This window comes from Shewanella sp. ZOR0012 (genome assembly GCF_000798835.1).
GTDB classification, from domain to species: Bacteria; Pseudomonadota; Gammaproteobacteria; order Enterobacterales; family Shewanellaceae; genus Shewanella; species Shewanella xiamenensis.
This window is the reverse complement of record NZ_JTLE01000094.1, coordinates 61,409-84,986: the sequence shown is the minus strand read 5'-3', so window position 1 is coordinate 84,986 and position 23,578 is coordinate 61,409. Positions and strand designations below refer to the sequence as shown.

Annotated in this window: 28 protein-coding genes and 1 tRNA gene (1 of these 29 only partly in view); 13 read left to right on the top strand and 16 right to left on the bottom strand. The window is 44.9% G+C overall.

Annotated features, from left to right (window positions below; genetic code table 11):
• A tRNA-Phe gene (locus L976_RS23095) sits at positions 1–54 on the bottom strand (it extends 35 nt beyond the left edge of the window).
• A gap of 390 nt (positions 55–444) precedes the next feature.
• Between L976_RS23095 and L976_RS02250 the strand changes: the two genes are divergently transcribed.
• Together L976_RS02250 and L976_RS02245 are read left to right on the top strand one after the other, a co-directional pair.
• Positions 445–996 (top strand): cytochrome b, encoded by a 552-nt coding sequence (locus L976_RS02250; protein ID WP_047533772.1) that lies wholly within the window; start codon positions 445–447, stop codon positions 994–996.
• A gap of 4 nt (positions 997–1,000) precedes the next feature.
• Positions 1,001–1,576 (top strand): YceI family protein, encoded by a 576-nt coding sequence (locus L976_RS02245; protein ID WP_047533770.1) that lies wholly within the window; start codon positions 1,001–1,003, stop codon positions 1,574–1,576.
• A gap of 72 nt (positions 1,577–1,648) precedes the next feature.
• Here the strand turns inward: L976_RS02245 and L976_RS02240 are convergent, their stop codons facing one another.
• Positions 1,649–1,927: an oxidative damage protection protein gene (locus L976_RS02240; RefSeq protein ID WP_037420816.1), complete on the bottom strand. Its 279-nt coding sequence runs from the start codon at positions 1,925–1,927 to the stop codon at positions 1,649–1,651.
• Between the two features lie 9 nt (positions 1,928–1,936).
• On the bottom strand, positions 1,937–3,049 hold the full coding sequence (mutY, locus tag L976_RS02235) for an A/G-specific adenine glycosylase (protein WP_047533766.1): 1,113 nt from the start codon (positions 3,047–3,049) through the stop codon (positions 1,937–1,939).
• 179 nt (positions 3,050–3,228) lie between these two features.
• Here mutY and trmB point away from each other — a divergent pair, with 179 nt between their 5' ends.
• The 5 genes from trmB to L976_RS02210 all read left to right on the top strand — a co-directional run bounded on the left by trmB (position 3,229) and on the right by L976_RS02210 (position 7,579).
• Positions 3,229–3,945, top strand: coding sequence for a tRNA (guanosine(46)-N7)-methyltransferase TrmB (gene trmB, locus L976_RS02230; protein WP_037420811.1), 717 nt, complete (start codon positions 3,229–3,231; stop codon positions 3,943–3,945).
• A gap of 47 nt (positions 3,946–3,992) precedes the next feature.
• Positions 3,993–4,319 carry a YggL family protein gene (locus L976_RS02225; protein WP_037420808.1) on the top strand — a complete coding sequence of 109 codons (327 nt, stop codon included), beginning with the start codon at positions 3,993–3,995 and terminating at the stop codon, positions 4,317–4,319.
• A complete protein-coding gene (gene glsB, locus L976_RS02220; RefSeq protein WP_047533762.1) occupies positions 4,319–5,233 on the top strand; it encodes a glutaminase B in 915 nt (304 codons plus the stop codon). The genes L976_RS02225 and glsB overlap by 1 nt, the downstream gene beginning before the upstream one ends.
• Before the next feature lie 178 nt (positions 5,234–5,411).
• A complete protein-coding gene (locus L976_RS02215; RefSeq protein ID WP_047533760.1) occupies positions 5,412–6,233 on the top strand; it encodes a YggN family protein in 822 nt (273 codons plus the stop codon).
• A 404-nt stretch (positions 6,234–6,637) separates the two neighbouring features.
• On the top strand, positions 6,638–7,579 hold the full coding sequence (locus L976_RS02210; protein WP_011625622.1) for a LysR family transcriptional regulator: 942 nt from the start codon (positions 6,638–6,640) through the stop codon (positions 7,577–7,579).
• Positions 7,580–8,204: 625 nt separating this feature from the next.
• Here the strand turns inward: L976_RS02210 and L976_RS02205 are convergent.
• The 8 genes from L976_RS02205 to L976_RS02170 form a co-directional block, all read right to left on the bottom strand.
• Positions 8,205–10,052: a DUF885 domain-containing protein gene (locus tag L976_RS02205; RefSeq protein ID WP_047533751.1), complete on the bottom strand. Its 1,848-nt coding sequence runs from the start codon at positions 10,050–10,052 to the stop codon at positions 8,205–8,207.
• A 152-nt stretch (positions 10,053–10,204) separates the two neighbouring features.
• The gene (gene hemW / locus L976_RS02200) at positions 10,205–11,362 is read right to left on the bottom strand and encodes a radical SAM family heme chaperone HemW (RefSeq protein ID WP_047533748.1); all 1,158 of its coding nucleotides are present in this window, start codon (positions 11,360–11,362) and stop codon (positions 10,205–10,207) included.
• Positions 11,362–11,979: an RdgB/HAM1 family non-canonical purine NTP pyrophosphatase gene (rdgB, locus tag L976_RS02195; RefSeq protein ID WP_047533745.1), complete on the bottom strand. Its 618-nt coding sequence runs from the start codon at positions 11,977–11,979 to the stop codon at positions 11,362–11,364. The genes hemW and rdgB overlap by 1 nt, the downstream gene beginning before the upstream one ends.
• Positions 11,980–12,093: 114 nt before the next feature.
• Positions 12,094–12,528 carry a DUF4426 domain-containing protein gene (locus L976_RS02190; protein ID WP_037420790.1) on the bottom strand — a complete coding sequence of 145 codons (435 nt, stop codon included), beginning with the start codon at positions 12,526–12,528 and terminating at the stop codon, positions 12,094–12,096.
• A 73-nt stretch (positions 12,529–12,601) separates the two neighbouring features.
• The gene (gene yggU / locus L976_RS02185) at positions 12,602–12,892 is read right to left on the bottom strand and encodes a DUF167 family protein YggU (protein WP_037420787.1); all 291 of its coding nucleotides are present in this window, start codon (positions 12,890–12,892) and stop codon (positions 12,602–12,604) included.
• On the bottom strand, positions 12,892–13,440 hold the full coding sequence (locus L976_RS02180; protein ID WP_037420784.1) for a YggT family protein: 549 nt from the start codon (positions 13,438–13,440) through the stop codon (positions 12,892–12,894). The genes yggU and L976_RS02180 overlap by 1 nt, the downstream gene beginning before the upstream one ends.
• 74 nt (positions 13,441–13,514) lie before the next feature.
• Entirely contained in the window at positions 13,515–14,333 is an 819-nt protein-coding gene (gene proC, locus L976_RS02175) for a pyrroline-5-carboxylate reductase (protein ID WP_047533742.1), read from the bottom strand.
• Positions 14,334–14,556: 223 nt separating this feature from the next.
• Positions 14,557–15,270, bottom strand: coding sequence for a YggS family pyridoxal phosphate-dependent enzyme (locus L976_RS02170; protein WP_047533739.1), 714 nt, complete (start codon positions 15,268–15,270; stop codon positions 14,557–14,559).
• 35 nt (positions 15,271–15,305) lie between these two features.
• On the opposite strand from L976_RS02170, the gene L976_RS02165 reads away from it, so the two are divergent.
• The 4 genes from L976_RS02165 to hemH all read left to right on the top strand — a co-directional run bounded on the left by L976_RS02165 (position 15,306) and on the right by hemH (position 19,222).
• A complete protein-coding gene (locus L976_RS02165) occupies positions 15,306–16,343 on the top strand; it encodes a type IV pilus twitching motility protein PilT (protein ID WP_037420775.1) in 1,038 nt (345 codons plus the stop codon).
• A 9-nt stretch (positions 16,344–16,352) separates the two neighbouring features.
• On the top strand, positions 16,353–17,465 hold the full coding sequence (locus tag L976_RS02160; protein ID WP_037420771.1) for a PilT/PilU family type 4a pilus ATPase: 1,113 nt from the start codon (positions 16,353–16,355) through the stop codon (positions 17,463–17,465).
• Positions 17,466–17,636: 171 nt separating this feature from the next.
• Positions 17,637–18,170 (top strand): glutathione peroxidase, encoded by a 534-nt coding sequence (locus L976_RS02155; protein WP_037420768.1) that lies wholly within the window; start codon positions 17,637–17,639, stop codon positions 18,168–18,170.
• 68 nt (positions 18,171–18,238) lie between these two features.
• Entirely contained in the window at positions 18,239–19,222 is a 984-nt protein-coding gene (gene hemH, locus L976_RS02150; protein ID WP_156143144.1) for a ferrochelatase, read from the top strand.
• 62 nt (positions 19,223–19,284) lie between these two features.
• Here the strand turns inward: hemH and ruvX are convergent, their stop codons facing one another.
• From ruvX to L976_RS02130, 4 genes are all read right to left on the bottom strand, one after another.
• Entirely contained in the window at positions 19,285–19,710 is a 426-nt protein-coding gene (ruvX, locus tag L976_RS02145; RefSeq protein WP_047533736.1) for a Holliday junction resolvase RuvX, read from the bottom strand.
• Positions 19,711–19,740: 30 nt separating this feature from the next.
• Positions 19,741–20,304 carry a YqgE/AlgH family protein gene (locus L976_RS02140; protein WP_047533734.1) on the bottom strand — a complete coding sequence of 188 codons (564 nt, stop codon included), beginning with the start codon at positions 20,302–20,304 and terminating at the stop codon, positions 19,741–19,743.
• Between the two features lie 68 nt (positions 20,305–20,372).
• Positions 20,373–20,702: a stress response translation initiation inhibitor YciH gene (gene yciH / locus L976_RS02135; protein ID WP_047533731.1), complete on the bottom strand. Its 330-nt coding sequence runs from the start codon at positions 20,700–20,702 to the stop codon at positions 20,373–20,375.
• 162 nt (positions 20,703–20,864) lie between these two features.
• Positions 20,865–21,179 (bottom strand): hypothetical protein, encoded by a 315-nt coding sequence (locus L976_RS02130; protein ID WP_037420754.1) that lies wholly within the window; start codon positions 21,177–21,179, stop codon positions 20,865–20,867.
• 178 nt (positions 21,180–21,357) lie between these two features.
• Here L976_RS02130 and L976_RS02125 point away from each other — a divergent pair, with 178 nt between their 5' ends.
• Both L976_RS02125 and L976_RS02120 read left to right on the top strand, forming a co-directional pair.
• Positions 21,358–21,918 carry a DUF4136 domain-containing protein gene (locus tag L976_RS02125; RefSeq protein ID WP_037420751.1) on the top strand — a complete coding sequence of 187 codons (561 nt, stop codon included), beginning with the start codon at positions 21,358–21,360 and terminating at the stop codon, positions 21,916–21,918.
• A gap of 352 nt (positions 21,919–22,270) precedes the next feature.
• Positions 22,271–22,912: a trimeric intracellular cation channel family protein gene (locus L976_RS02120; protein ID WP_047533729.1), complete on the top strand. Its 642-nt coding sequence runs from the start codon at positions 22,271–22,273 to the stop codon at positions 22,910–22,912.
• A gap of 38 nt (positions 22,913–22,950) precedes the next feature.
• Here L976_RS02120 and tpx read toward each other — a convergent pair whose 3' ends face one another.
• Positions 22,951–23,541: a thiol peroxidase gene (gene tpx / locus L976_RS02115; RefSeq protein ID WP_047533726.1), complete on the bottom strand. Its 591-nt coding sequence runs from the start codon at positions 23,539–23,541 to the stop codon at positions 22,951–22,953.
• Positions 23,542–23,578 lie beyond the last annotated feature (37 nt).

The window sequence follows — 23,578 nt, the reverse complement described above, 5'->3', positions numbered from 1 at the left end:
CGAACCAGGGACACGAGGATTTTCAATCCTCTGCTCTACCGACTGAGCTATTCGGGCAACTAAACTAAGCGTTAGTTGACTACTTAAAACTGACAACTCAATGCTGTCTCGTTCGAAGTGCGGCTATATTAGCGAGGGTATTTAGCCGCTGCAAGTGCTTTTTCCTGATAAATGATGTGTTCGACTGTTTAATGTGCACTTTGGCTGTTTTTTATCTATAAACCTATCAAAATCGGTTCAGTTTAATATCACTAAGTTGTATTTCCACTCGAATATATTGCCTTTACTAACCTTGCTATCAGCTTCAAAACGTTAAAATGGCAAACATTCTAAATTTTAGAAAGATATGAGCTATTTTTACTGATTTTAGTTTTTAATTTTCGTTCTATGATAATGACTATTATTTAATTATGTGGCAGAAGTATAAAGGTTCGGAGTGGCAGTATGTTTAGAAATACTAAGTTAAGTTATGGACTTATTGCTATTGCAAGCCATTGGTTGAGCGCTGTAGCCGTGATTGGATTATTTGCCATGGGGGTTTGGATGGTTGAGTTGACCTACTACAGCCCATGGTACAAAACGGCGCCACATTGGCATAAAAGCGTCGGGATTTTGCTGCTGGCTGTAACGTTATTTCGTTTAGTTTGGCGTTTGATTAATCCAAAGCCTGCACCAGAGCAAAATCATCAGCCATGGGAAAAGGTTACTGCCCAGATTGCCCATGGCGCGATTTACCTCTTATTACTGCTGATTATGGCCGCAGGCATTTTGATTTCAACGGCAGAGGGGCGAGGAATTATGGTGTTTGACTGGTTTGAGTTACCTGGTCTGACGCCGCTGATTGAAAATCAGGCTGATATAGCGGGGGATATTCATCAATATGCCGCCTATAGCTTGATTGCTTTGGTTGTACTGCATGCCTTAGGTGCTCTAAAGCACCATTTTATCGATAAAGATTCAACATTACTCAAGATGATTAAATTTAACCGAGGATAATATAATGAAAAAACAACTATTAGCGGCTTTGATTGGCGGGTCTTTACTGGTTCCTATGGCTGCATCTGCTGCCGATTATGTGATTGATCGTGAAGGTGCCCATGCCTCTATTACCTTTAAAGTGAGTCACTTAGGTTATAGCTATGTGGTTGGCCGTTTTAATGATTTCAGCGGTGATTTCAGCTACGACGCTAAAAATCCAGCTGCAGCCAAAGTGAATGTAAAAGTGAACACCTTAAGTGTGGATTCAAACCATGCTGAGCGTGATAAACACATCCGTAGCGCTGACTTTTTAAATGCTGCTAAATTTGCCGAAGCGACTTTCGTTTCTACTTCGGTTGAAGATAAAGGTAATGGCGATATGGTTATCAAGGGTAACTTCACGCTAAACGGTGTGACTAAACCGTTGGCTATTCAAGCGCATGCTGTGGGTGAAGGTCAAGATCCTTGGGGCGGATATCGTGCCGGCTTTACCGGTACTACCACGTTTGCGATGAAAGATTATGGCATCAAGATGGACTTAGGTCCGGCATCTGCCAATGTTGAATTAGATTTAGTGGTAGAAGGTGTGCGTAAGTAAGCACGCCATTTCTCCTGTAACAAAAAAGCGCCCTTAGGCGCTTTTTTGCTATTTATGGATAGGCGCTTAGGCTTATTCTTGATCTTTTTCAGGCACAAAGCCTTCAATTTCAACGTCTTTACCTTCGAACAGGAAGGATGTCATTTGCTCTTCTAAAAACTTACGATCATCAACATTCATCATGTTGAGTTTCTTTTCGTTAATCAGCATGGTCTGTTTTTTCTGCCATAGGCCCCAAGCTTCTTTACTGATGTTATCAAAAATGCGTTTACCTAAATCACCTGGATACAGTTGAAAGTCTAGGCCGTCGGCTTCTTTATTTAAATATACGCAATTGACTGTACGCGCCATGATTATTCCTTACTGCTTACTGACTGTAGCGGTTATGAGTGACTCCAAATTGGCTAGCACACGCTCGGTTGCGGCGGCGAGCCCCACTTTGGAAGGTTGATTTATGTTATACCAGAGAGACTGATTTTGTTCCATGACTGCGCCCACGATCTGTTTACCCGCGGTTTGCTTGTCGTAGCCATTCGCGTGACTATCTAAATTCAGTAGCATGGGCTGAATATCTAAATGAAAGTGGCTAAAGGTATGCCTAAAACCAATTAATGGTTCGAGTTGAGCGGCTTTATAACCTTGGGCCTCAAGCTCTGCATTGAGTGCGGCTTGAGTATTAAACTCGGGGAAGCACCAGAGTCCGCCCCAAATGCCTGCAGGAGGGCGCTTAGCCAAGAAGACTTGATTATCTTTGAGCAAAACCAACATCCAAGCAGATTTCTCTGGGATAGTTTTCTTCGGTTTTTTACCCGGGAAATCGGTTTGCCTACCCATAAGTTGGGCCTTGCAATCGACAGCAACAGGGCAAGCGGCGCAATTTGGTTTGCTGCGAGTACAAATACTGGCACCAATATCCATCATGGCTTGGTTATATTTTTGAATATCCTGCTCTGGCGTTAACTGTTCAGTTAATTGCCAGAGTTGCTCCTCCACTGGTTTTTGTCCAGGCCAGCCCGCAATCGCGCCATGTCTTGCTAGGACGCGCTTAACATTGCCATCGAGGATCGGATGCTGCTGCCCAAGTGATAGGGATAGCACAGCACCCGCTGTAGAGCGGCCAATACCTGGCAGTGCAAGCACTTTCTCAAAATTCGTAGGGAATTGTCCTTGATATTCATCGCGGATCATCTTAGCGGCTTTATGCAGATTGCGAGCCCTAGCGTAATAACCAAGGCCAGTCCAATGGTGCAATACTTCATCATCCGGCGCGTTAGCGAGGGCTAATACATCGGGGAAACGCGTCATAAAACGCTGGTAATAGGGAATAACAGTCGCCACCTGAGTTTGTTGCAGCATAATCTCTGAAACCCATACACTATATGGGGTTTTATCTTGCTGCCAAGGGAGGGTTTTACGACCGTGGGTGTCGTACCAATTAACGATACGTGTTGCAAAGGAGGCTGTAGATTTCATCGGCGCAGTGTAGCGGGAGATAGGGCGGCAAACAAGTCACTCTCACAGGAAAAACAGTGCTAGATTCGCTCCGGCGAAGAATCTTGTTATACTTCGCCTCCATTAGTGCTTGCACTGTAAGTTGAACTTTGGATAATGCCCTTCTTTTTAGAGGGTGTTGTCCACGAGACGAGGCAAAAATGAGCGAAGTCACTACCGCTGAATTTAATGAAGAAGGCAAGTATCTGCGTAAGATCAGAAGCTTTGTCCTAAGAGAAGGGCGTTTGACTAAAGGTCAAGCGCAAGCCATTGAGACTCAGTGGCCAACAATGGGCTTAGATTACAGCCCAACACCATTGGATTTAGCCGAAGTTTTTGGGCGCGAAGCTGACACTGTACTGGAGATTGGTTTCGGTATGGGCGCTTCTTTGGTGCAAATGGCGCAAGAAGCACCAGAGCTGAACTTTATCGGTATTGAAGTCCATAAGCCTGGTGTTGGCTCATGCTTAAGTGATGCCGCTGCCGCGGGCGTGACCAATCTTCGTGTGTATCACCATGATGCGATGGAAGTATTAGAACATGCGATTGCCGATGGCAGCCTGACGCGTGTGCAGTTGTTCTTCCCCGATCCTTGGCATAAAAAGCGCCACCACAAACGCCGTATCGTACAAGCTGAATTTGCCGAATTGATCCGCCGTAAACTGAAGATTGGCGGCGTATTCCATATGGCAACCGACTGGGAAAACTACAGCGAACATATGCTGGAAGTGATGAATGTGGCGAGCGGTTACAAGAATCAATCTGCCGATGGTACTGTTGTACCGCGTCCGGATCATCGTCCACTCACGAAATTTGAAGCCCGCGGTCATCGCCTTGGCCATGGCGTATGGGATCTGATGTTCGAGCGTATCGCTTAATATCGTTATCTTTTTATTGGTTTTTTAACACAACGGGGAAAATCACTATGGCAACGAATCGTAGCCGTCGTTTACGTAAGAAAATGCGCGTCGATGAATTCCAAGAGTTAGGTTTTGACATCACTTGGACGTTCGATGCATCTGTCTCTGAAGCTGAAATTGATGCAACTGTCGATAAGTTTATTGATGAGGTGATTGAAGCCCGTAAGCTAGGCTTCCATGGCGGTGGTCATATCGAATGGGAAGGTATTATTGCGACCCAAACTATCGGCAAGTGCACCGAGGAAGATATCGCTGCTGTTAAGGCATTCTGGGCGGGTCAAAAAGTGACTCAACTCGAAGTTAGCGAACTGTACGATATCTGGTGGAGTTAATGCCAGAACAGGCGTTATTAGAGGAAGTGGTCGACAAAGTTCGACCCTTGCTCGGCCAAGGAAAGGTTGCTAATTATATCCCTGCGCTCGCCAATGTTGATGCTGGCAAATTGGGCATAGCCGTGACCACGATTGATGGCGAAACCATAGGCGCAGGCGATTACCTTGAGCCATTTTCAATTCAAAGTATTTCTAAAGTTTTCAGCTTAACCTTAGCGCTAACTTTATATGAAGAAACCGAAATTTGGAGCCGCGTCGGCAAAGAACCCTCGGGACACTCCTTCAATTCATTAGTCCAAGTCGAACTCGAGCGGGGTAAACCTCGCAATCCCTTTATTAATGCTGGCGCGTTAGTCATCGCTGACTTATTACAGAGCCGTTTAGGGGCACCTAAGCATCGGATGTTGGAATTGGTCAGGGCGCTGAGTCAAAACGATAAAGTTTGTTTCGATAAGCAAGTGGCGGATTCTGAATATCAGCATAGTGCTCGCAATGCGGCCATCGCCTATCTGATGAAATCCTTCGGCAATTTTCAAGGTGATGTCGATACAGTGCTGCGTACTTATTTTCATTACTGCGCCTTAAAAATGAACTGCGCCGATCTATCGCGGGCGATGCTGTATTTAGCTAATCGCGGTAAAACCATAGATGGCACTGAGCTTATTTCGCAAGTACAGACTCGGCAGTTAAATGCCCTGTTAGCAACCTCGGGCTTGTACGATGGCGCTGGTGAGTTTGCCTATCGTGTCGGAATGCCTGGCAAAAGTGGTGTCGGTGGCGGCATTATTGCGGTGATCCCTGGGGAGCTCTCGGTCTGCGTTTGGTCCCCCGAATTAGATAACCAAGGTAACTCCCTCGCGGGGACGGCGATGCTTGAGCATCTCAGCCAGCGTCTCGGACGTTCAATCTTCTGATTTAACTCTTTGATTAGCACTGCTAGGCTAAATATTAGTGAAATTCACTAATCTGCTATCGGTGCTAATTTTTATAACTCCATACTAATCATATTATTACAAAGTTGGCACATCTTCTGCTAATTGTCTTTTAGCATGTTAGCTTAGTCGAATTACTCAGATTAAAGGATGAACCACAATGAAAATAAATACGCTATTAACTGGAGTGGCATTATCGGGCGTTATTTTAGGTGCTTCTGGCTTGCAATCAGCACAAGCGAAAGCCGAGCCGCAAATTGATGAGCGCTGTGAGGTTTCCCTTAATTATGATGTGAGAGTCGAACCTAAAAAATTAGTGATGAGTGAGAAGGGCGCCGAGAAGTATCGTATCGAGGTTGACAAGTTATACGTTGAAGGCAAGCAGGTAACTTTAACTGATAAGCAGAAGAAGCTAGTTAGCCAATATGCCGATGAGGTGTCAACTCAGGTACCTGAGGTGATTGAATTAGTCAATGAAGCGGTTGCACTGGCCTCTCAAGCTGTGAGTATGGCGTTAACGCCATTGATGGGCGATGCCGCTGGCGCTAAGTTTGATGAGATGATGGCGGGCGTGCAGAAGCGTGTCGATGCCGTAGCCTACAAGCAGGGCGATAGTTTTTACCTTGGTGCGACCGAAGAGTCGATGCAAAACACTTTTAACGATGAGTTTGAACAGGAAATGGAGCAAATCGTGCAAAACTCCATTGGCACTCTTATGATGAATATCGGTGGCCAAATTCTTGCCGGCGATGGTGAATCCTTCGATGCTAAGATGGAGGCATTCTCACAAAAAATGGATAGATTAGGCGATGATATTGAGCAGCAAATTGAATCCCAATCCAAGGGGATTGAAGCGAAAGCCGACCGTTTATGTGACCGTTTTGAAAACCTGCAAGTGCTTGAAAATCAACTGCGTAAAGAAGTGCCTGAGTTAGCACCTTATGTGTTGACGCAAAACACTCACCGCGAATTACGTGAGTAGATATCGCAGAAGATATCTAAGGGAATAAACTGGTTTTTACGCTAGAACGTTTGCCTAGCTGGCAAAATGAATAAAGTAGTATAAATGATCAATGCCTCAGCACCTTTGTGTTTGGGGCTTTTTATTGTGGAATTGTTACCAAGCACCTTGATATTAATCCCAATGCTTGCGGCTATTTAGTGTGGAATGTTACATTCTTCAGACTAATGTTTGGTATACTCTTAAAATATAATGAAAAGCTGGCAACTCAGTCAGATAAAACACTCTACTTTAGCTGACTTTTTCGGTTTAAATCTCTACAACGAACCCATTTGCTGTGAGATATTAAGGCGTTATGGAATGCTGCATTCCTGCGTTATTCCGAAAGTTTAAATCACTGTCGAAACTGCTTAAGGCGACTTTCCATGTTAGAACTGTTAGAACCTATTGCGATTTTTACTCATGTGGCCAGAGCCGGAAGTTTCAGTGCGGCCGCAAGAAGGCTTGGGATCTCTAAATCTAAGGTTAGTACGCAGGTAGCCGATCTCGAGCATAGACTCGGTGTTCAACTGATCCAGCGTACTACTCGCAGCTTAAGTTTGACTGAAGCTGGGCATTTGTTATATCTGCAAGGTGAAGAGTTACTCCGCGATGCTGAGCAGGCGATTGCTAGCGTGCATAATTTAAACGATGCGACCCGCGGCGTGTTAAAGGTGGGTATTTCTCAGTCCTTTGGCGCTATGCATATCATTCCCGCATTGCCATCATTTATGGCAAAACACCCTGAGCTCGAACTGCAAGTCAGTTTGCTTGATCATAAGGTGGATGTGGTCAGTGAAGGTTTAGACTTACTGTTAACTATGTCTGAGCAGCTTCCTCTTGGTATGGTGGCGCGACCTTTGATGAAGTGTCAGTTCCTACTCGTTGCCTCACCCGATTATATTGCTAAACATGGCGAACCTTCGCGTCCAGAGCAATTAGTCGACCATAACTGCTTGGTGTATCAAGGTGAGTGGCATGAGCACAGCATGTGGCAGTTTAAAAAGGGCGATGATTACTGTGAGATAGGTGTCTCAGGTAACTTTAGGGTGGATAACGCTCCTGCTTTAAAATCAGCTGCGATCAGTGGCTTAGGGGTTGTATATCTTGCTAGTTACTTGATGGAAGATGAGATCGCTAAAGGTACCTTGGTGCCACTATTGAGAGATTGGCAATTGACTCATCATTTACCGCTACAGGCGGTGTATCCACGTCGTAAGCATTTAGCGCCTAAGGTGAGTGCTTTCATTGAGTTTATTAAAGACCATATTGGTAATCCGCCTTATTGGGATATCCCTTATGCTGAACTTTTCAGTGAGCGTCAGTAATTTTGGAAACATTGTTCTTAAAATGCGTTCAATGCGTTTTGGAAGCGTCTGTCGATATTTTAAGTTAAATAAAATCAGTCGCTTATATGTTTTTGGTCTTGCATTTTAGTTTGGTTTTTTAGCATTGTCTAAAACAAGTTTTTGAAGCTTGTATTGAAGTCTGTTCTTAAATGAATACAATGATTGCCAGATGATTCGGAATGACCTGAGTCCTATGCTTTTATTGGAAATGACCCCTTTCGATATGAGTGTACAGGTCTGCAATATTGCGGTTTCGAATCACCGCCAACAGAAGTTTGCGAACTAAAACAATGTTGGCTTTTAAACCATCATCCTAGTTTTTGGTTTACCTCAGCTTATTAGGCTGAGGTAATTTTTTTCTGATGGTTTAATCGTGGGAAATGAGTTTTGTCTCTCTGTACCCTAAAGTCACACCGAGTGTTAAGTATTGAGCTTAATTCATCAAATATAGTGATCCACAGTGAGATAGGGTTTTATGACCAAGCCGGTGATAAATCCAATAAAAAAGCCACTTGATAGTGGCTTTTTTATTGGCTGCGATTTAACGATGTTATTCGCAACGGTGTTCAATGGAGGCTAGCGTTAGCCTCCCAAGGTTTCAAGCTTAGGCTTTGTTAACGCTGGCAATCCATTGATCGACTTGCTCTTCCAGCACATCCAAAGGCAGCGCGCCATTTGCCAAGACTAAAGTATGGAAATCCCGGATATCAAACTTATCACCCAGTTGTTTTTCCGCCTTGTGTCTCAGTTCGAGTAACTTAATCATCCCAACTTTATAGGCTGTGGCTTGCGATGGCATAACGATATGACGCTCCACCATTTTCTTCGCATCGGATTTTGCGTTAGGGGTATTATCGACATAATAAGCAATCCCTTGTTCGCGGGTCCATTGCTTGGCGTGGATCCCGGTATCGACCACTAAACGGCAAGCTCGCCATAACTCCATCGCCAGTCGACCAAAATCGGAGTATGGATCGGCATATAAGCCCATTTCTTTCGGGAAAGACTCACTGTAGAGCCCCCAACCTTCGATATAGGCGGTATAGCCACCGAACTTACGGAACTTAGGAATATCCTTCAGCTCTTGCGAGATAGCAATTTGCATATGGTGGCCAGGAATACCTTCGTGGTAAGCCAGTGCTTCCATTTGATACTTTGGCATGGCTTTCATATCGTAGAGATTGGCGTAGTAGCGACCAGGACGAGAACCATCAGGCGCAGGCTGTTCATAAAAGGCTTTACCCGCGGATTTTTCTCTAAAAGCTTCCACCTGTTTGACGATCATTGCCGCCTTCGGTTTGACCTTAAAGACTTCATCCAAGCGTGAGCGCATATTATCGATAAGCTTGGTTGCATCGGCTAAATATGCCGCCTTGCCTTCGGCGGTATTTGGATAATAGAACTGCGGATCATCGCGCATAAAGGTGAAGAACTCTTGCAAGGTGCCGTTAAAATTCACCTTTTTCATAATGGCGCGCATTTCATTATGGATGCGTTCCACTTCGGCAAGACCGAGCTGATGGATTTCATCCGCCGTCATGTGGGTAGTCGTCGTGCGTGCAAGGGCATTCTTATAAAACGCCTCGCCGTCTGGGAGTTTCCAAACCCCATCGCGGGTATCGGCCTTGGCTTCTAAGGTTTTGATATAGGCGATAAGCGTCTTGTATGCAGGCTCAACTTGCGAGACTAGTGCTTTTTCAGCATCGGCAATCAGTTGGGCTTTTTCTGTTTCGGAGATGCTGAGTGCATTCACTTTTTTGCGAAAATCCGCCAACAGTGCACTGTCTTCGCCTTTATCGAAGGGGGCGCCTTTAATGATGTTTTGGCTGTCAGATATCACGTAACCGAACACAAATTTAGGCGTAATAATGCCTTTATCAGCGCGCACTTCTAGCGCCTGTTGCAGTTGGCTTAGGCGTTTGGGCACGCCATTTAAGCGGCTGATATAGGCCTTAGCATCGCTGACATCGGTGATCTGGTGTTGATTAATCAGGAAGGAGGCGATCATCGAGTGGCCGCCATGCATCTGATTTACTGGGTAGTTATGGTAACGCCACTGATAGTCTTTGATATCGTTATTCAGGTTTTGGGTGAGTAACGTCAGGCTTAGGCGAGTTTGGGGGTCAAGCTTACTCGCATCCAGTTGATTCACTTCGGCCAGTTGTTTCTTCGTGCGCGCCAATTCACGGGCATCCGCCTCGTCGCCAATGTCATCCCACTTATCATAGTCCTGCTTAATGCCCATATAGGTTTGCGCAATGGGGCTTGCCATGATGTTTTCCATGAAGATGGTTTCAAACAAGGCATTGGCTTTTTCTGACTCGCTTTGGACTGCAACACTTGTACTGGTCACATTATGTGAGTCATTTAAGCTGGGCACTGCATAGGAAGGCAGTGCAAGCAGGGCGGAGAGAGTAAATGCGACTAAGCTGATGTTCGTTTTTATTGGCATGATCAGGCTTCCTTAACAATGTTCAGGCAATTCTAAAGATGCAGGAGAAAAATGTATGGATATAAATGTTAGAAAATGTGTTAGCCATAAAAGATGCTTCATCGAGAAACCTAGGCTAACACATTATTTATACGGGGAATTTAATCAGTGAATTAACAAAATTGTGTCAGTAAATCGTTCACAAACATGTGACCTTTACTGGTTAATTGCCAATGTTCAGCTGATTCGGTGAGTAAACCCCGTTGTTTGGCCTTTTCCATCCCATCCTTTAAGGTGTCTCGGTGTAAACCGGTTCTGTCTTCAAACTCTTGTTTAGGGATTGGCGTCATTAGGCGCAGACGATTCATCAAGTATTCGAGGGCGCGATCTTCTTGAGCGACTTCAGTTTGTTCGAAGGTATAGTTGCTGGCCGCTAAATAACCTTTAGGGTGTTTAATTTTGACCGTACGAATGATGCGATTTTCTTCAGGTAAGGTCACTTTGCCATGGGCACCGCAGCCTATACCTAAATAATCGCCGAACTGCCAATAGTTAAGGTTATGCCGGCACTGATAGCCAGGTTTGGCATAGGCCGAGATTTCATACTGCTCATAACCGAGTGCCGCTAACTTTTGTTGCCCTTGTTCGTAGATCTGCCAGAGATCTTCATCGTCGGGCAGTTGCGGTGGCTTGGAGTGAAACAGGGTATTGGGCTCAATCGTCAGTTGATACCAAGACAAATGTGGCGGATTGAGCGCCGCAGCGGTATCGATATCCGCCATGGCCTCAGCAAAACTTTGATTCGGAAGTCCGTGCATCAAATCCAAGTTAAAACTTAAATAACCCGCTTGGCTGGCTTTTTGGGCGGCGGTTTGGGCTTCGTTTTGATCGTGAATTCGCCCCAGCAGATTAAGCTTATCCTTAGAAAAGCTTTGTACCCCAATCGATAACCGAGTGACCCCGGCGGCGCGGTAGGCACTAAAGTCATCGTGCTCTAGGGTACCGGGGTTGGCCTCCATGGTGATTTCAATATCGTCACTAAAGGGAATTAGCGCGTTGGCGCCATCCAATATCCGTTTGATTTGATTGGCATCAAATAGAGACGGTGTTCCACCACCAATAAAAATGGTGTGCAGCTTACGGCCCTGTACTAAGTGCAAGTCTTGGTGTAAGTCCGCTAGCAGCGCATCCACATAGGCCTGCTGGGGTAATTCACCATTTTGCCCATGGGAGTTAAAGTCGCAGTAAGGGCATTTTTGTACACACCAAGGGATATGGATGTACAAGCTCAATGGCGGCAGGGTTAACTGAGATGACACATTAACTGACATTATTGGGCGTTCCCGTCGGTAAATACGCCTTTTTCCTGCATGGCAGCAATCAGTTGTACTAACGCTTTACCACGGTGACTCAAGGCATTTTTCTCGTCACTGCTCATTTGGGCGGCGCTGCAATCATGGTGTTCTGGAATAAAAATCGGATCGTAACCATGGCCGTTGTCACCCCGTTGCACGAAATCGATTTGGCCTTCCCACGCGGCTTGGCAAATGATTGGCGTTGGGTCTTTCGCATGGCGCATATAGACTAAAACGCATTGGAATCTTGCCGTACGCGGCGCAGGATTATCCTTTAATGTGTCTAAGAGTTTTAACACATTTTCTTGATCCTTGGCATTCTCCCCCGCATAGCGCGCAGAGTAGATGCCCGGTGCACCTTGGAGTAAATCGACTTCTAATCCCGAGTCATCGGCAATGGCGGCAAGTCCAGTAATTTGTGCCGCATGTCTGGCTTTGATAATGGCGTTTTCGACAAAGGTGGTGCCCGTTTCGGCCACTTCGCTAACGTTAAATTGGCTTTGTGGCAGTACTTTTACGCCGTAGGCGGCGAGCATTTGATCGAATTCGGCAAGTTTACCTTTATTGCCACTGGCGAGGACGATTTGTTGCATGGGATACCTATTTCATTGAGCGATGTTTACGGCGGCAATGATACCCAAGCTTGGCGGTAAAGGACAGAAAAAGGCAGGACGATAATTGGTATCGTCCTGCCTGTGAGGCTGAAATTATTCGACGTAGAACTTTTGTTTAAACTGTAGGTTAGTATTCAGCTGGTTCCTATACTTGATGGCGATGTTGAAATTAATCTCTTGATCGTCGCGGTATGGGACTTCAGCAATATAGTAAATGGCCTTACCTTCACGGATTTCTCTAAATTTTAAATCGATACGCGCATCGAGTAAGTTATTGGCAACACCGGTGATTTCAACGGGCACGGCGGGTGAGCCTTCTTCACTCGTATCTAATACCGCGATGTTGATAATACCTTTGTAGCTACTACGCTCAATGCCATAGGTTTTAGCAATACTGGGGGTCAGAAAGGTACTTCCTAACGCGATATAATGAATATCAAAATTACCGACGGTTTCTTTTTGCTCGGCATTAGCGACACCACAAAGGCTAGCTGTTAATGCGAGCATGATTAGGAGGTTACGTAACATAATGTTGTACCTTAACTTAATATGAGAGATTGCTTGATTATATGTATCGGAACCTAGACTTCAAACGCTGTGTTTATTCGAGCAGTGTCGCGATTTCTGTCGGGACGTTTTTAGGAGCGCTAATCCGTACCTGTTTATGGCGCCCCAATTCGCCCTTAAGGATGTGAACATCGCTTTTAGGGACTTTAAAGGCCTTGGCTAAATATTTGCTTAAATGGGCATTGGCCTTGCCATCAATAGGCGGGGCGGTAATGGCGACTTTTAACTCATCACCATGAAGCCCAACTATCTGATCGCGACTCGCTTTAGGTTGAATATACAAATTAAGCAGCAAGTCGCCTTGCTGCATAATGACTGCGCTCATTAAATCACGGCCCAAAAAGGTACGTATTGCGCCAACAGCATGTTGATAAAGTTCATGCCGATAATCACTAACATTACCGACAGATCTAAGCCACCAATTGGCGGAATGATGCGGCGCACTGGGGCCAAAATGGGCTCGGTTAATTGCCCCATAATCATCACGATCGGATTATAGCCTTGATTGAACCAGCTCAAAATCGCCCGGATGATCAACATCCAAAACAGCAAAATGCCCGTCTGTTTGATGACAGTGACAAGCGCAAATACAAAGAACAGCACAATATCAATAGCGCCACCGGCGATAAGGCTCAATAGCAAGACTTTTACGATGACAACCAATAATGCCAACACAAACGAGGCTGTATCAAATCTTCCTATTGATGGGATCACTCGGCGCATTGGGGCGATGAGTGGGTGAGTTGCTTTCACGATAAATTGACTAAAAGGGTTATAAAAATCGGCCCGTGCCAAGGGGAGCCAGAGCCGTAAAATCACTACCATCAAATACAAATCGAAGAGTGTGCTGATCAAGAAGGTTAATGCATTCATCGAGATTTCTGCCTATATGAGTCCAATTAAAAACGCCCGTTATCTTTGTTTGAGCCGTCGGGAAAGTGGTTTAATTAAAATGTTTTTGCCATTTCTTCTGCGCGATTAATGCAGTTTTCCATGGCATTTTTTACGACACCACGGAGATCTGCCGCTTCGAATGTGGCGATGGCTTGCGCCGTTGTTCCACCTTTAGAGGTGACATTTTCCCGTAAATTACCCAGCGTGAGCTCAGGATTTTGTTTAGCCATCATAGCAGCACCAAGGGCGGCTTGCTGCACTAAGCTTCTGGCTTTGGCTTCGTCCATGCCCATTTGTTTACCCGCATCAATCATCGATTCCATCAGCAGGAAGAAATATGCTGGTGAGCTACCAGCAAGGGCAATGACTTGATTAATTTCAGATTCTTCATTTACCCACACTATTTCACCACCGCTGGACATCAATCGTTCAGTAATGGCTTTTTGTGCATCCGATAGGGGTTGCGGTGCGTAGAGTCCCGTCATGCCGACGCCGATTTGCATTGGGGTGTTTGGCATAGTGCGAACCAGCGTGATGGGTTGTGCTAAATACTGGCTGTAGCGTTCAGCTTTAATCCCTGCGGCAATAGTAATGATCAGCTTATTTGACATATCAATGTCTTGCAGTGCTTGGCAGACTTGTTCCATCAACTGCGGCTTAACGGATAATACGATGACATCAGCATCTTGGGCGGCGCTGACATTATCTTGGGATACACGCACACCAAAGTCGTGGGCGAGGGCGTCGAGTTTACCTTGGCTTGGGTTGGTCGCCTGAACCTGTGATGCTGGATAACCACTACGAATTAAGCCGCTGATAATACTACGGGTCATATTGCCCGCGCCGATAAAGCAGATTTTTTGTTGACTCATGTGTACCCCATAATGTCTGGCCTAGGGCTGAATCCTATGGTTCAGCGATGACAAAATTAGACCGGATAAAAATTTCTATTTAATGTCTCTTTACAGTATTTGGGCTTTAGCCTGTAAAAACAAGACCAAATACCGAGTCAGTTGCTATACCTTAGTTTTCAATCTGTGATAGCGACTGTTGGCAATGACCTCTTTAATGGCAATAGGTTTGATACTTATCGACTCAATTGATCGTTTCTTTTGAGGAATAATCCCGCTCTCCAAAGATGGCGCTGCCAATGCGCACCATGGTTGAGCCGCACTCGATAGCGATGTCCAAATCATTACTCATGCCCATTGATAGTGTATCGACATCGTGATAATGCTGTTTCAGTGTCTCGAATAACTGCTTGAGCTCGGTAAGTTCCCGGGTTTGCTGGGTAATGTTATCGGTTGCAGTGGGAATAGCCATTAAGCCTCTGAGCCTTAACTGCGGCAGTTGGCTGATGATATTGGCTAGCGGTAGCATTTGCTCGGCATCGATACCAGATTTTGTGTCTTCATCACTGATGTTGATTTGAATACACACGTTAAGTGGCGCAAGGTGAGTGGGGCGCTGCTCATTAAGCCGCTGGGCAATTTTTTCTCGGCTAAGGGTGTGCATCCAATCGAAGTGCTGGGCAACTAATGCGGTCTTATTGGATTGTAGAGGCCCAATAAAATGCCATTCAATATCGGGATGAGTATCTTTTAGCGCTTCAATTTTTGTCGCACCTTCTTGAACATAGTTCTCACCAAAGCAACGCTGGCCTGCATTATAGGCGGCTATAATATCTGCGATAGGTTTAGTTTTACTGACGGCAAGTAAGCGAATAGTGTGAGGTAAGCGTGCGCATTTTTGCGCCGCTTGCGCGATCCTGCTCTGGGCGTGGGCGAGTCTGTCTGCTATTGTTGTCATGATGTAATTATCTAGTTGCAAGGATATCCCAAACTATGGAAATCACTGAGTTATTAGCTTTTAGTGTAAAACACAAAGCCTCGGATCTACACCTCTCTGCAGGGATATCTCCCATGATCCGTGTCGACGGTGAAGTGAGAAAAATCAATCTGCCCGCGCTCGATCATCAGGGTGTACACAGCCTTGTTTATGACATTATGAATGATAAACAACGCAAGGACTTTGAAGAACATTTAGAAATCGACTTTTCGTTCGAAGTCCCTAATTTAGCGCGTTTCCGTGTGAACGCCTTTAACCAATCTCGCGGCGCTGCGGCGGTATTTCGTACCATTCCCAGTGATATCTTGTCACTTGAGCAGCTAGGTGCGCCTGAAATTTTTAAAAAAATTGCCAGTTTTCCCCGTGGGTTAGTGTTAGTCACTGGGCCTACAGGTTCGGGTAAGAGTACCACACTTGCGGCCATGGTCGATTACATCAATGAAAACCGCCATGATCATATCTTAACCATTGAAGACCCAATCGAATTTGTTCATCCCAACAAGCAATGTTTGATTAACCAACGGGAAGTGCATCGCCATACCCACAGCTTTAACGCGGCACTGCGTAGCGCATTGCGTGAAGACCCTGACGTTATCCTCGTGGGTGAGATGCGTGACCTTGAAACCATTCGTCTGGCGATGACGGCGGCTGAAACGGGTCACTTAGTTTTTGGTACCTTACACACCACGTCGGCGGCTAAGACTATTGACCGTGTGGTTGACGTTTTCCCTGCCGGTGAAAAGGACATGGTTCGTACCATGTTATCTGAATCATTACAGGCGGTTATTTCGCAAACCCTGATTAAGAAAATCGGTGGTGGCCGTGTGGCTGCCCACGAAATTATGATGGGTACGCCCGCTATCCGAAATCTTATCCGTGAAGATAAAGTGGCGCAGATGTACTCCGCCATCCAAACGGGGATGGCCCATGGCATGCAAACTCTTGAGCAGTGTCTGCAAAACTTAGTTAACCGTGGCCTCATCACCCGTGAGGATGCCATGGCGAAGAGCTCAAACAAACAAGCGACGTTTTAAGGATTTATGATGGATGTCCGTCCGTTTTTAAAAGTCATGGTGGAGCGTAAAGCCTCGGACCTGTTTATTACCGCAGGGTTTCCGCCGAGCGCCAAAATCGATGGTGAGTTACGCCCGTTAGCCGAGAGTGCCTTCACGCCCGCGCAGTCTTTGGATTTTGTCGAGTCCGTGATGACGGAGGCGCAAAAGAAGGAGTTTCACACGACTCGCGAGTGTAACTTTGCTTTTGCGGTTAAGGAGTTGGGGCGTTTTCGCGTCAGCGCATTCTGGCAGCGTGAGTCTCCGGGTTGTGTTATGCGCCGGATTGAGACGAAAATCCCAGAAGTGGATGATTTAAAACTGCCACCCATTTTAAAAGATCTGGTGATGAGTAAGCGTGGACTTATCATCATGGTGGGGGGGACAGGGACCGGTAAATCGACTTCCTTAGCAGCATTAGTCGGTTACCGCAATGCCCATGCCCGCGGGCATATCTTGACGATTGAAGACCCTGTGGAATTTGTGCACGATCATCGCAAAAGTATCATTACCCAACGTGAAGTGGGCATAGACACTGAGTCCTTTGATGCGGCGCTGAAGAGCTCGCTGCGTCAGGCGCCTGATGTGATCCTTATCGGTGAAATTCGAACCCAAGAAACCATGGAGTTTGCGCTCTCCTTTGCTGAAACGGGCCATCTGTGTATGGCGACACTGCATGCTAACAATGCTAACCAAGCATTAGACCGAATTATGCACTTAGTGCCAGAAAGTAAACATCAACAGCTATTATTCGATTTGTCACTCAACCTGCGAGGTATTGTGGCGCAGCAGCTGGTGGCTAAAGTTGATGGAACAGGGCGCCGGGCGGCGATTGAGGTCTTGATCAATACGCCACGTGTCGCGAGTTTGATTGCTAAAAATGAGCTGCATTTGCTCAAAGAAACCATGGCCAAATCGAATGAGCAGGGCATGCAGACCTTTGACCAAGCTCTGTTAAAGCTCTATGTCGATGGGGAGATCAGTTATGCCGACGCGCTTCATCATGCTGACTCACCCAACGACTTGCGGTTAATGATTAAATTGCAAAATAAAGAACCCGCCAGTTCGAGCTTTATGGAAGGCGTGACCTTGGATATGGATTAATCCTATTTTGTCGTGTGTTAAAGCAGCTCGATTGAGCTGCTTTTTTATCAGCTAAAGCAATCGATAACTCCTTGTAGCTTTTATTTTTTTATTCAATATGATCTTTACCGTAGCAAGTGACGTAATAAGAATAAGTTCGCCTATCTTGGATCATTGAATAAGAAGGACATTATGATGAAACTCCCGCTATTTATCTTGACTAGCTTGATGAGCACCAGCGCTTTGGCGGCAACATGCCCAAGCTACCTTGATGTTGAAGTGCGTAAATTGCACTCAGAACAGAGCGTTAACTTATGTGAGCTCACTCAGGGTAAGCCTGTGCTGCTGGTCAATACCGCCAGTAATTGTGGTTATACACCGCAATTTAAAGCCTTAGAAGCACTCCATCAACAATATAAAGATAAAGGGTTAGTGGTAATTGGTTTCCCTTCGGATGATTTTTTCCAAGAGGAGAATGATGAAAAAGACACTGCTAAGGTGTGCTACATCAACTATGGTGTCACCTTCACCATGCTCGCGACGTCTCCCGTCCGAGGTAGTGATGCTAACAGTGTATTCAAATACTTAGGCGATAAAGCTGGCTCACCCAAGTGGAATTTCTACAAATACGTAGTGAGTGGCGATGGCAATACTGTGCAGCAATTTAATTCTAAGGTTAAACCCGATAGTGCCGAGCTTAAGCAGGCAATAGAATCCGTGCTTTAATGCCCAATTTATTCATTTACAAATTTTAAGAGGCTACTTTGGCTAGGTTTTCAGGATTATCAAAAGAGATGGGCCACGCAACGCGTGGCAAAGTGGGTGTGTTGTTACTTAACCTTGGCACGCCTGATGCGCCAACGGCATCGGCCGTAAGGCGTTACCTTGCAGAGTTTTTATCCGACCCTCGGGTGGTAGAAATTCCAAAACTCCTCTGGATGCTGATATTACATGGCATAGTGCTGCGCGTTCGCCCAGCAAAGTCCGCGGCACTTTATCAAAAGGTGTGGACAGAAGCTGGATCGCCACTGATGGATATCAGTTTGCGGCAAACGGCTAAATTGTCTGATAAATTAACCGCCGATGGTTATCCAGTGTCGGTTCACTTAGCTATGCGCTATGGAAACCCTTCAGTGGCAAACACGTTACAGGATATGCATAAGCAAGGGATTGATAAGATAGTTGTTTTACCCTTATATCCCCAATATGCTGCGCCGACAACGGGTTCCGCTTTTGACGCTATTGCCAAGGAACTTTGTCAATGGCGCTATTTGCCCTCGCTGCATTTTATTAATACTTATCACGATAACCCTGAGTTTATTGCTGCATTAGTCAATTCGATTAGTGCCGATTTTGACAAACATGGCAAGCCACAAAAGTTAGTGCTGTCTTACCATGGTATGCCTGAGCGTAATCTTCATCTGGGTGACCCCTATTATTGTTTTTGCATGAAGACCACTCGTCTTGTGGCTGAGCAATTGGGTTTGGCCAAAGATGAATTTGCGATTACATTCCAGTCACGTTTTGGTAAAGCTAAATGGTTACAACCTTACACGGATGCGACGATGGCGGCTCTGCCGAGTCAAGGTGTGCGTGATGTTGCGATTGTGTGTCCAGCATTTAGTGCCGATTGTTTAGAGACGTTAGAAGAGATCGTGGGCGAAAATGGCCATATCTTTACTCATGCTGGGGGGGAGAAGTTCCGTTATATTCCAGCGCTAAATGATAATGATGACCATATCAGCATGATGGCGAATTTGGTGAAGCCGTATCTGTGAGTTGGAGTCACATTAAGTAAAAAGGATAGCAAGTGCTATCCTTTTGTTTTTGTGAGCATCAATCAACCGTTAAGATGATTCTCAAAATAACTTTCGATAATTAATACCGCAGAAACCGCATCGACTTGGCCTTTTGTCAGTGCTTTATAACCGCCTAATTCAAAGAGTCTGGCTTTTGCGTCTGTGGTAGTCAATCTTTCATCTTGGGTGAAAATTTTAACGCCAAACTTTGCGTTAAGTCGGTTGGCAAATTTTCGTGCCCTGAAGGTCATTTCTTGCTCTGTGCCATCCATATTCAGCGGTAAACCGACGACCACTAAATCGGGTTGCCACTCTTGAATGAGTTTTGCGATCTCATCCCAATTCGGAATTCCATCAACGGCTTTGAGGGATAACAGTGGTGTTGCGCTGGCGGTAATTTGTTGCCCTACGGCAACGCCAATGCTTTTTGTCCCAAAATCAAAACCTAACACGGTTTTAGCGTTCATCTGATATTAACTCGTAAAAATAAAGTGAGGTTAAGCGTGGCCCGTCTGTGTTGAGAGTTGCCAAGCCTCAAATCCAAGTGAGCGGCTAGCTTGTTGCCATCTATCTTCGTGGTTTATATCGAAGAGTAGGGCGTGATCTGCGGGGATAGTGAGCCAAGCGTTATCGGCAAGTTCTTGCTCTAACTGGTTTTTACTCCAGCCAGCATAACCTAATGCCACGAGAAACTTATCTGGCGAGCGCTTACTGCCTATAGCGGTTAATACGTCTCGAGATGTGGTAAGCATCAGTCCCGAGCCTAATTCCGTACTATTGGCCCAATAGGGTTGGGAAGTATGCAGTACAAAACCTCTATCTTGGGAAACTGGCCCGCCCATTAAGACTTGCGATCCCATCGCAAAATCGGCAGACACTTGCTCTGTTGGGAGATCCATCTGCTCGAGCAATGAGTTAACTTCAATGCCCAGCGGTTTATTAATCACTAGTCCCATGGCGCCTTTTTCATCGTGCTCACATAAATAGATGACGGTGCGCTCAAAAAAAGTGTCATCGAGTGATGGCATGGCGATTAAAAAATGGTTCTGCAAACTCTCCATTAAATGCTCCGTTCAGCCCACATGCATTGATCGATAGATAAAATCCAGCTACTTAGGATCGTGGCGTATCAACCGCCGGCTAATTTGACTTTATAGTTTTGTTTTTCAAGCAACTGTTTGAGTAGTTCACGGTTATCGGTTTGCACTTCGATCGTGAAATCTTTAACCGTCCCACCACAACCACATTGTTTTTTAAGTGTTTGTGCTAGTGCTTTTAAGCCAGCATCGTCAAGCCCTAGGCCTGAAATGACCGAGACACCTTTACCTTTACGGCCTTTGCTGTCTCTGTGGATACGCACAATGCCATCGGATGCGGGGAGTGCTTTTGCTTCTGGTTCGGCAGTAATGCGACCTTTATCAGTGCTGTATACTAAGGAAACGTTGGGATCTACTCTCATAAGTCATCTTTTATCTGAATGTAAACTGCTTAAGTCTATCAAATTCATTATGCTTCGTGGAGGTAAAAAGTAGAGGTAAAAAAAGGCCACAGACAGAGACTGAAAGTGGCCGAAGGTAAATGCTAGCTCTTTGCAGGGAAGTAGCATGTTTTCAAATGGAATTTATAGATGTTGCAAAACCATAGCGATTAATGCCAATGCGGTGAGTAGGGCGCAGGGCATAATAAAACGATGTAATTTGGGAAGTGCAATTAAACAGGCTGTGGCAACAAAACCAAATGCGGCAATTGTGGTGTAGTCTGCACCATTTGATACAGCTTCGAATATCAGCCAACTCATTACAATCAAAGGCAAAAACAATAACATCATCGGGAGATGAGGCGTGAGTTTATTGTTATTGGTGTCGATTGAGGCTTTTTGTGGCGCTAGCCAGAAAATTGCTGATGCAACAATCAATGCGCTAATGAACCAGTACATGTTATTTATCCCTTAATCGCTTTAAGTGATAATCATTATCATTTAAAGCGATTGCTGAAGTCAAGCTGAATAACGCTCTGCTTTTCATTATATAGAGTTGTAGAATCGGCCATTGCTCTGTAAGCTAAATTTATTTATCGGCTCATTTGTGTTCTTTACGAAATCCAAGGAAATCACCATGAAAAATTTTATCGTAGGGTTAGCAGTGCTGGCCTTGAGTGCTTGTAGTTCTCTTAAGTCTGGTTGGGACTATGATCCCAGTGCCAATTTCTCTCAATACAAAACCTATGCTTGGGTAGCACAAAAGACCGATGCTTCAGGTTATCATCTCGATGGTCTGATGGATCAGCGAGTGCGTGATGCAGTTAATGCACAACTTTCTGCTAAGGGCATGACGTTAGTCGATGCAAAAGACGCTGATGTCCTAGTTAACTATCTGACTAAAATCGACAAAAAGATTAATGTAGATACTTTCAATACCAACTTTGGCTATAACCCTTACTATGGTCCTGGTTGGGGATGGGGTGGCAACATGCAAACTCAAACCACGGTGAGAGAATACGAAGTTGGTACGTTGATCATTGATTTAGTTGATAATAAAACAGCTAAGTTAATATGGCGTGGTTCGGTGGCTGACACCATTCGTGATAAAAATACTCCTTCTGAAAGAGTCCAGCTCATCAATGACGCCGTTGGAAGTGTCATGGCGAATTATCCTCCGAAACCTGAAAACAAATAATTTATTTTAGTCTAAAAAAGCGGCTATTAGGCCGCTTTTTTGTGGCCAAAATTTAGGCTTGAATGACGTGATGTTGAGTTTTCTACAAAATTTCAAAGTTTAATTGATTATGCTTTATTAAAACTTATCAAAAAATAAGCTTAATTGAATGTGGTGGACTGCTATCTATTAGTTAATTTATTGTTATTTAAGGATTGTGGCGTAGCGTGATATTGAAAGTTAGAAATGACTAATGCATAAATGGTATCAATAGATTAAATATTCTAATGACAAAATTTAAATAATCTCATTATCCAGCCCGTGGATTATCAGGCAAAATCCGTTTTTTATGCATGGGTAATAAGTAGTTTAAATGCAAGAAGCGCAATTTATCGGATTATTATGGCTGATTGGGATTTTGGCTGAGGCCATGACTGGGGCATTAGCAGCTGGCCGTAAGCAGATGGATTTATTCGGCGTAGTCATTATCGGTTGTGCTACCGCTATTGGTGGCGGCACCTTACGAGATATGTTACTTGGAAATTACCCTTTGATTTGGGTCGAGAATGTCCACTATCTAATTGCGATTGCATTTGCATCTTTGTTAACTGTCGCGATTGCGCCAGTTATGCGTTATTTGTCTAAGCTGTTTTTGGCAATCGATGCCTTAGGCTTAGCGGTATTCTCAATTGTTGGTGCGCAAAAGACCCTGATGCTTGGTTTTAGTCCAACTATTGCGGTCGTTATGGGATTGGTTACCGGTGTTTTTGGTGGTGTTATTCGCGATATTCTTTGTAATCAAGTGCCTTTGATTTTTAAGAAAGAGCTCTATGCGGTAATCTCACTCTTTACGGCGGGGTTATATATCACGCTAAAAGCCTATCAATTGGCTGAGTGGGTTAATCTATTAATTTGCTTAAGTTTTGGATTTAGCTGGCGGATGTTAGCATTACGCTATCATTGGTCTATGCCTACCTTCGACTATCAAGCCAATGGCGACCAACATACGCACTAGCAAAAAATAGGGCATTAAATGCCCTATTTTTATGCTTATTACTGTGCTTGAATGGTTTTTAGCGCCTCTAGCGCGGCATCATAGTTTGGATGCTGGGCAATGTTGGGTACTAATTCTTGGTACTTGAGTTTACCTTCGGCATCGACGATGAAAATCGCCCGTGCAAGTAAGCCATAATCTTCAATTAACAGACCATACTTCTCGCCAAAATCACGCCAAACAGAATCTGATAACACTTTAATATTTTCGACATTCTCAACTTTACAAAAACGTTTTTGCGCGAAAGGTAAATCCGTGCTGATGGTTAGCATGACGACATCATCAGAAAAGTGGCTGACCTCACTATTAAAGCGTTTAGTTTGTAACGCACAAACACCCGTATCCAAGCTAGGCACTACACTAATCAGGATGGTTTTTCCCTTAAAGTCGGTTAAGTTTATTGGATTGAATTTATCATCAACGACTTTAAATCTTGGGGCCATTTGCTCAAGTTGAGGTAATTTTCCTTCTAGGGTGACAGTCTTTTCACCCATCATTACTTGGGTTTTATTGCTAGCAATCGCCATAGGGCTGAGCAGCATTACACTAAAAACACAGCCAGCGGCCAGAAATGAAACATACTTTGGCATATTCTCTCTCTTACTCAGATATGTGTGCATATTCGGT

Excerpts from the sequence above, each read along its gene's own strand:
- L976_RS02170 (WP_047533739.1), bottom strand. The coding sequence starts at position 15,270 with ATGACAACAATAGCAGACAGACTCGCCCACGCCCAGAGCAGGATCGCG.
- L976_RS02120 (WP_047533729.1), top strand. The coding sequence starts at position 22,271 with ATGCAAGAAGCGCAATTTATCGGATTATTATGGCTGATTGGGATTTTG.
- hemW (WP_047533748.1), bottom strand. The coding sequence starts at position 11,362 with ATGTCAGTTAATGTGTCATCTCAGTTAACCCTGCCGCCATTGAGCTTG.
- L976_RS02180 (WP_037420784.1), bottom strand. The coding sequence starts at position 13,440 with ATGAATGCATTAACCTTCTTGATCAGCACACTCTTCGATTTGTATTTG.
- mutY (WP_047533766.1), bottom strand. The coding sequence starts at position 3,049 with ATGAAATCTACAGCCTCCTTTGCAACACGTATCGTTAATTGGTACGAC.
- L976_RS02130 (WP_037420754.1), bottom strand. The coding sequence starts at position 21,179 with ATGTACTGGTTCATTAGCGCATTGATTGTTGCATCAGCAATTTTCTGG.
- tpx (WP_047533726.1), bottom strand. The coding sequence starts at position 23,541 with ATGCCAAAGTATGTTTCATTTCTGGCCGCTGGCTGTGTTTTTAGTGTA.
- L976_RS02210 (WP_011625622.1), top strand. The coding sequence starts at position 6,638 with ATGTTAGAACTGTTAGAACCTATTGCGATTTTTACTCATGTGGCCAGA.
- L976_RS02215 (WP_047533760.1), top strand. The coding sequence starts at position 5,412 with ATGAAAATAAATACGCTATTAACTGGAGTGGCATTATCGGGCGTTATT.
- L976_RS02140 (WP_047533734.1), bottom strand. The coding sequence starts at position 20,304 with ATGGAGAGTTTGCAGAACCATTTTTTAATCGCCATGCCATCACTCGAT.
- rdgB (WP_047533745.1), bottom strand. The coding sequence starts at position 11,979 with ATGCAACAAATCGTCCTCGCCAGTGGCAATAAAGGTAAACTTGCCGAA.
- L976_RS02240 (WP_037420816.1), bottom strand. The coding sequence starts at position 1,927 with ATGGCGCGTACAGTCAATTGCGTATATTTAAATAAAGAAGCCGACGGC.
- L976_RS02250 (WP_047533772.1), top strand. The coding sequence starts at position 445 with ATGTTTAGAAATACTAAGTTAAGTTATGGACTTATTGCTATTGCAAGC.
- hemH (WP_156143144.1), top strand. The coding sequence starts at position 18,239 with ATGGGCCACGCAACGCGTGGCAAAGTGGGTGTGTTGTTACTTAACCTT.
- L976_RS02245 (WP_047533770.1), top strand. The coding sequence starts at position 1,001 with ATGAAAAAACAACTATTAGCGGCTTTGATTGGCGGGTCTTTACTGGTT.
- proC (WP_047533742.1), bottom strand. The coding sequence starts at position 14,333 with ATGAGTCAACAAAAAATCTGCTTTATCGGCGCGGGCAATATGACCCGT.
- L976_RS02225 (WP_037420808.1), top strand. The coding sequence starts at position 3,993 with ATGGCAACGAATCGTAGCCGTCGTTTACGTAAGAAAATGCGCGTCGAT.
- ruvX (WP_047533736.1), bottom strand. The coding sequence starts at position 19,710 with ATGAACGCTAAAACCGTGTTAGGTTTTGATTTTGGGACAAAAAGCATT.
- glsB (WP_047533762.1), top strand. The coding sequence starts at position 4,319 with ATGCCAGAACAGGCGTTATTAGAGGAAGTGGTCGACAAAGTTCGACCC.
- trmB (WP_037420811.1), top strand. The coding sequence starts at position 3,229 with ATGAGCGAAGTCACTACCGCTGAATTTAATGAAGAAGGCAAGTATCTG.
- L976_RS02190 (WP_037420790.1), bottom strand. The coding sequence starts at position 12,528 with ATGTTACGTAACCTCCTAATCATGCTCGCATTAACAGCTAGCCTTTGT.
- L976_RS02160 (WP_037420771.1), top strand. The coding sequence starts at position 16,353 with ATGGATGTCCGTCCGTTTTTAAAAGTCATGGTGGAGCGTAAAGCCTCG.
- yciH (WP_047533731.1), bottom strand. The coding sequence starts at position 20,702 with ATGAGAGTAGATCCCAACGTTTCCTTAGTATACAGCACTGATAAAGGT.
- L976_RS02165 (WP_037420775.1), top strand. The coding sequence starts at position 15,306 with ATGGAAATCACTGAGTTATTAGCTTTTAGTGTAAAACACAAAGCCTCG.
- yggU (WP_037420787.1), bottom strand. The coding sequence starts at position 12,892 with ATGAGCGCAGTCATTATGCAGCAAGGCGACTTGCTGCTTAATTTGTAT.
- L976_RS02205 (WP_047533751.1), bottom strand. The coding sequence starts at position 10,052 with ATGCCAATAAAAACGAACATCAGCTTAGTCGCATTTACTCTCTCCGCC.
- L976_RS02155 (WP_037420768.1), top strand. The coding sequence starts at position 17,637 with ATGATGAAACTCCCGCTATTTATCTTGACTAGCTTGATGAGCACCAGC.
- L976_RS02125 (WP_037420751.1), top strand. The coding sequence starts at position 21,358 with ATGAAAAATTTTATCGTAGGGTTAGCAGTGCTGGCCTTGAGTGCTTGT.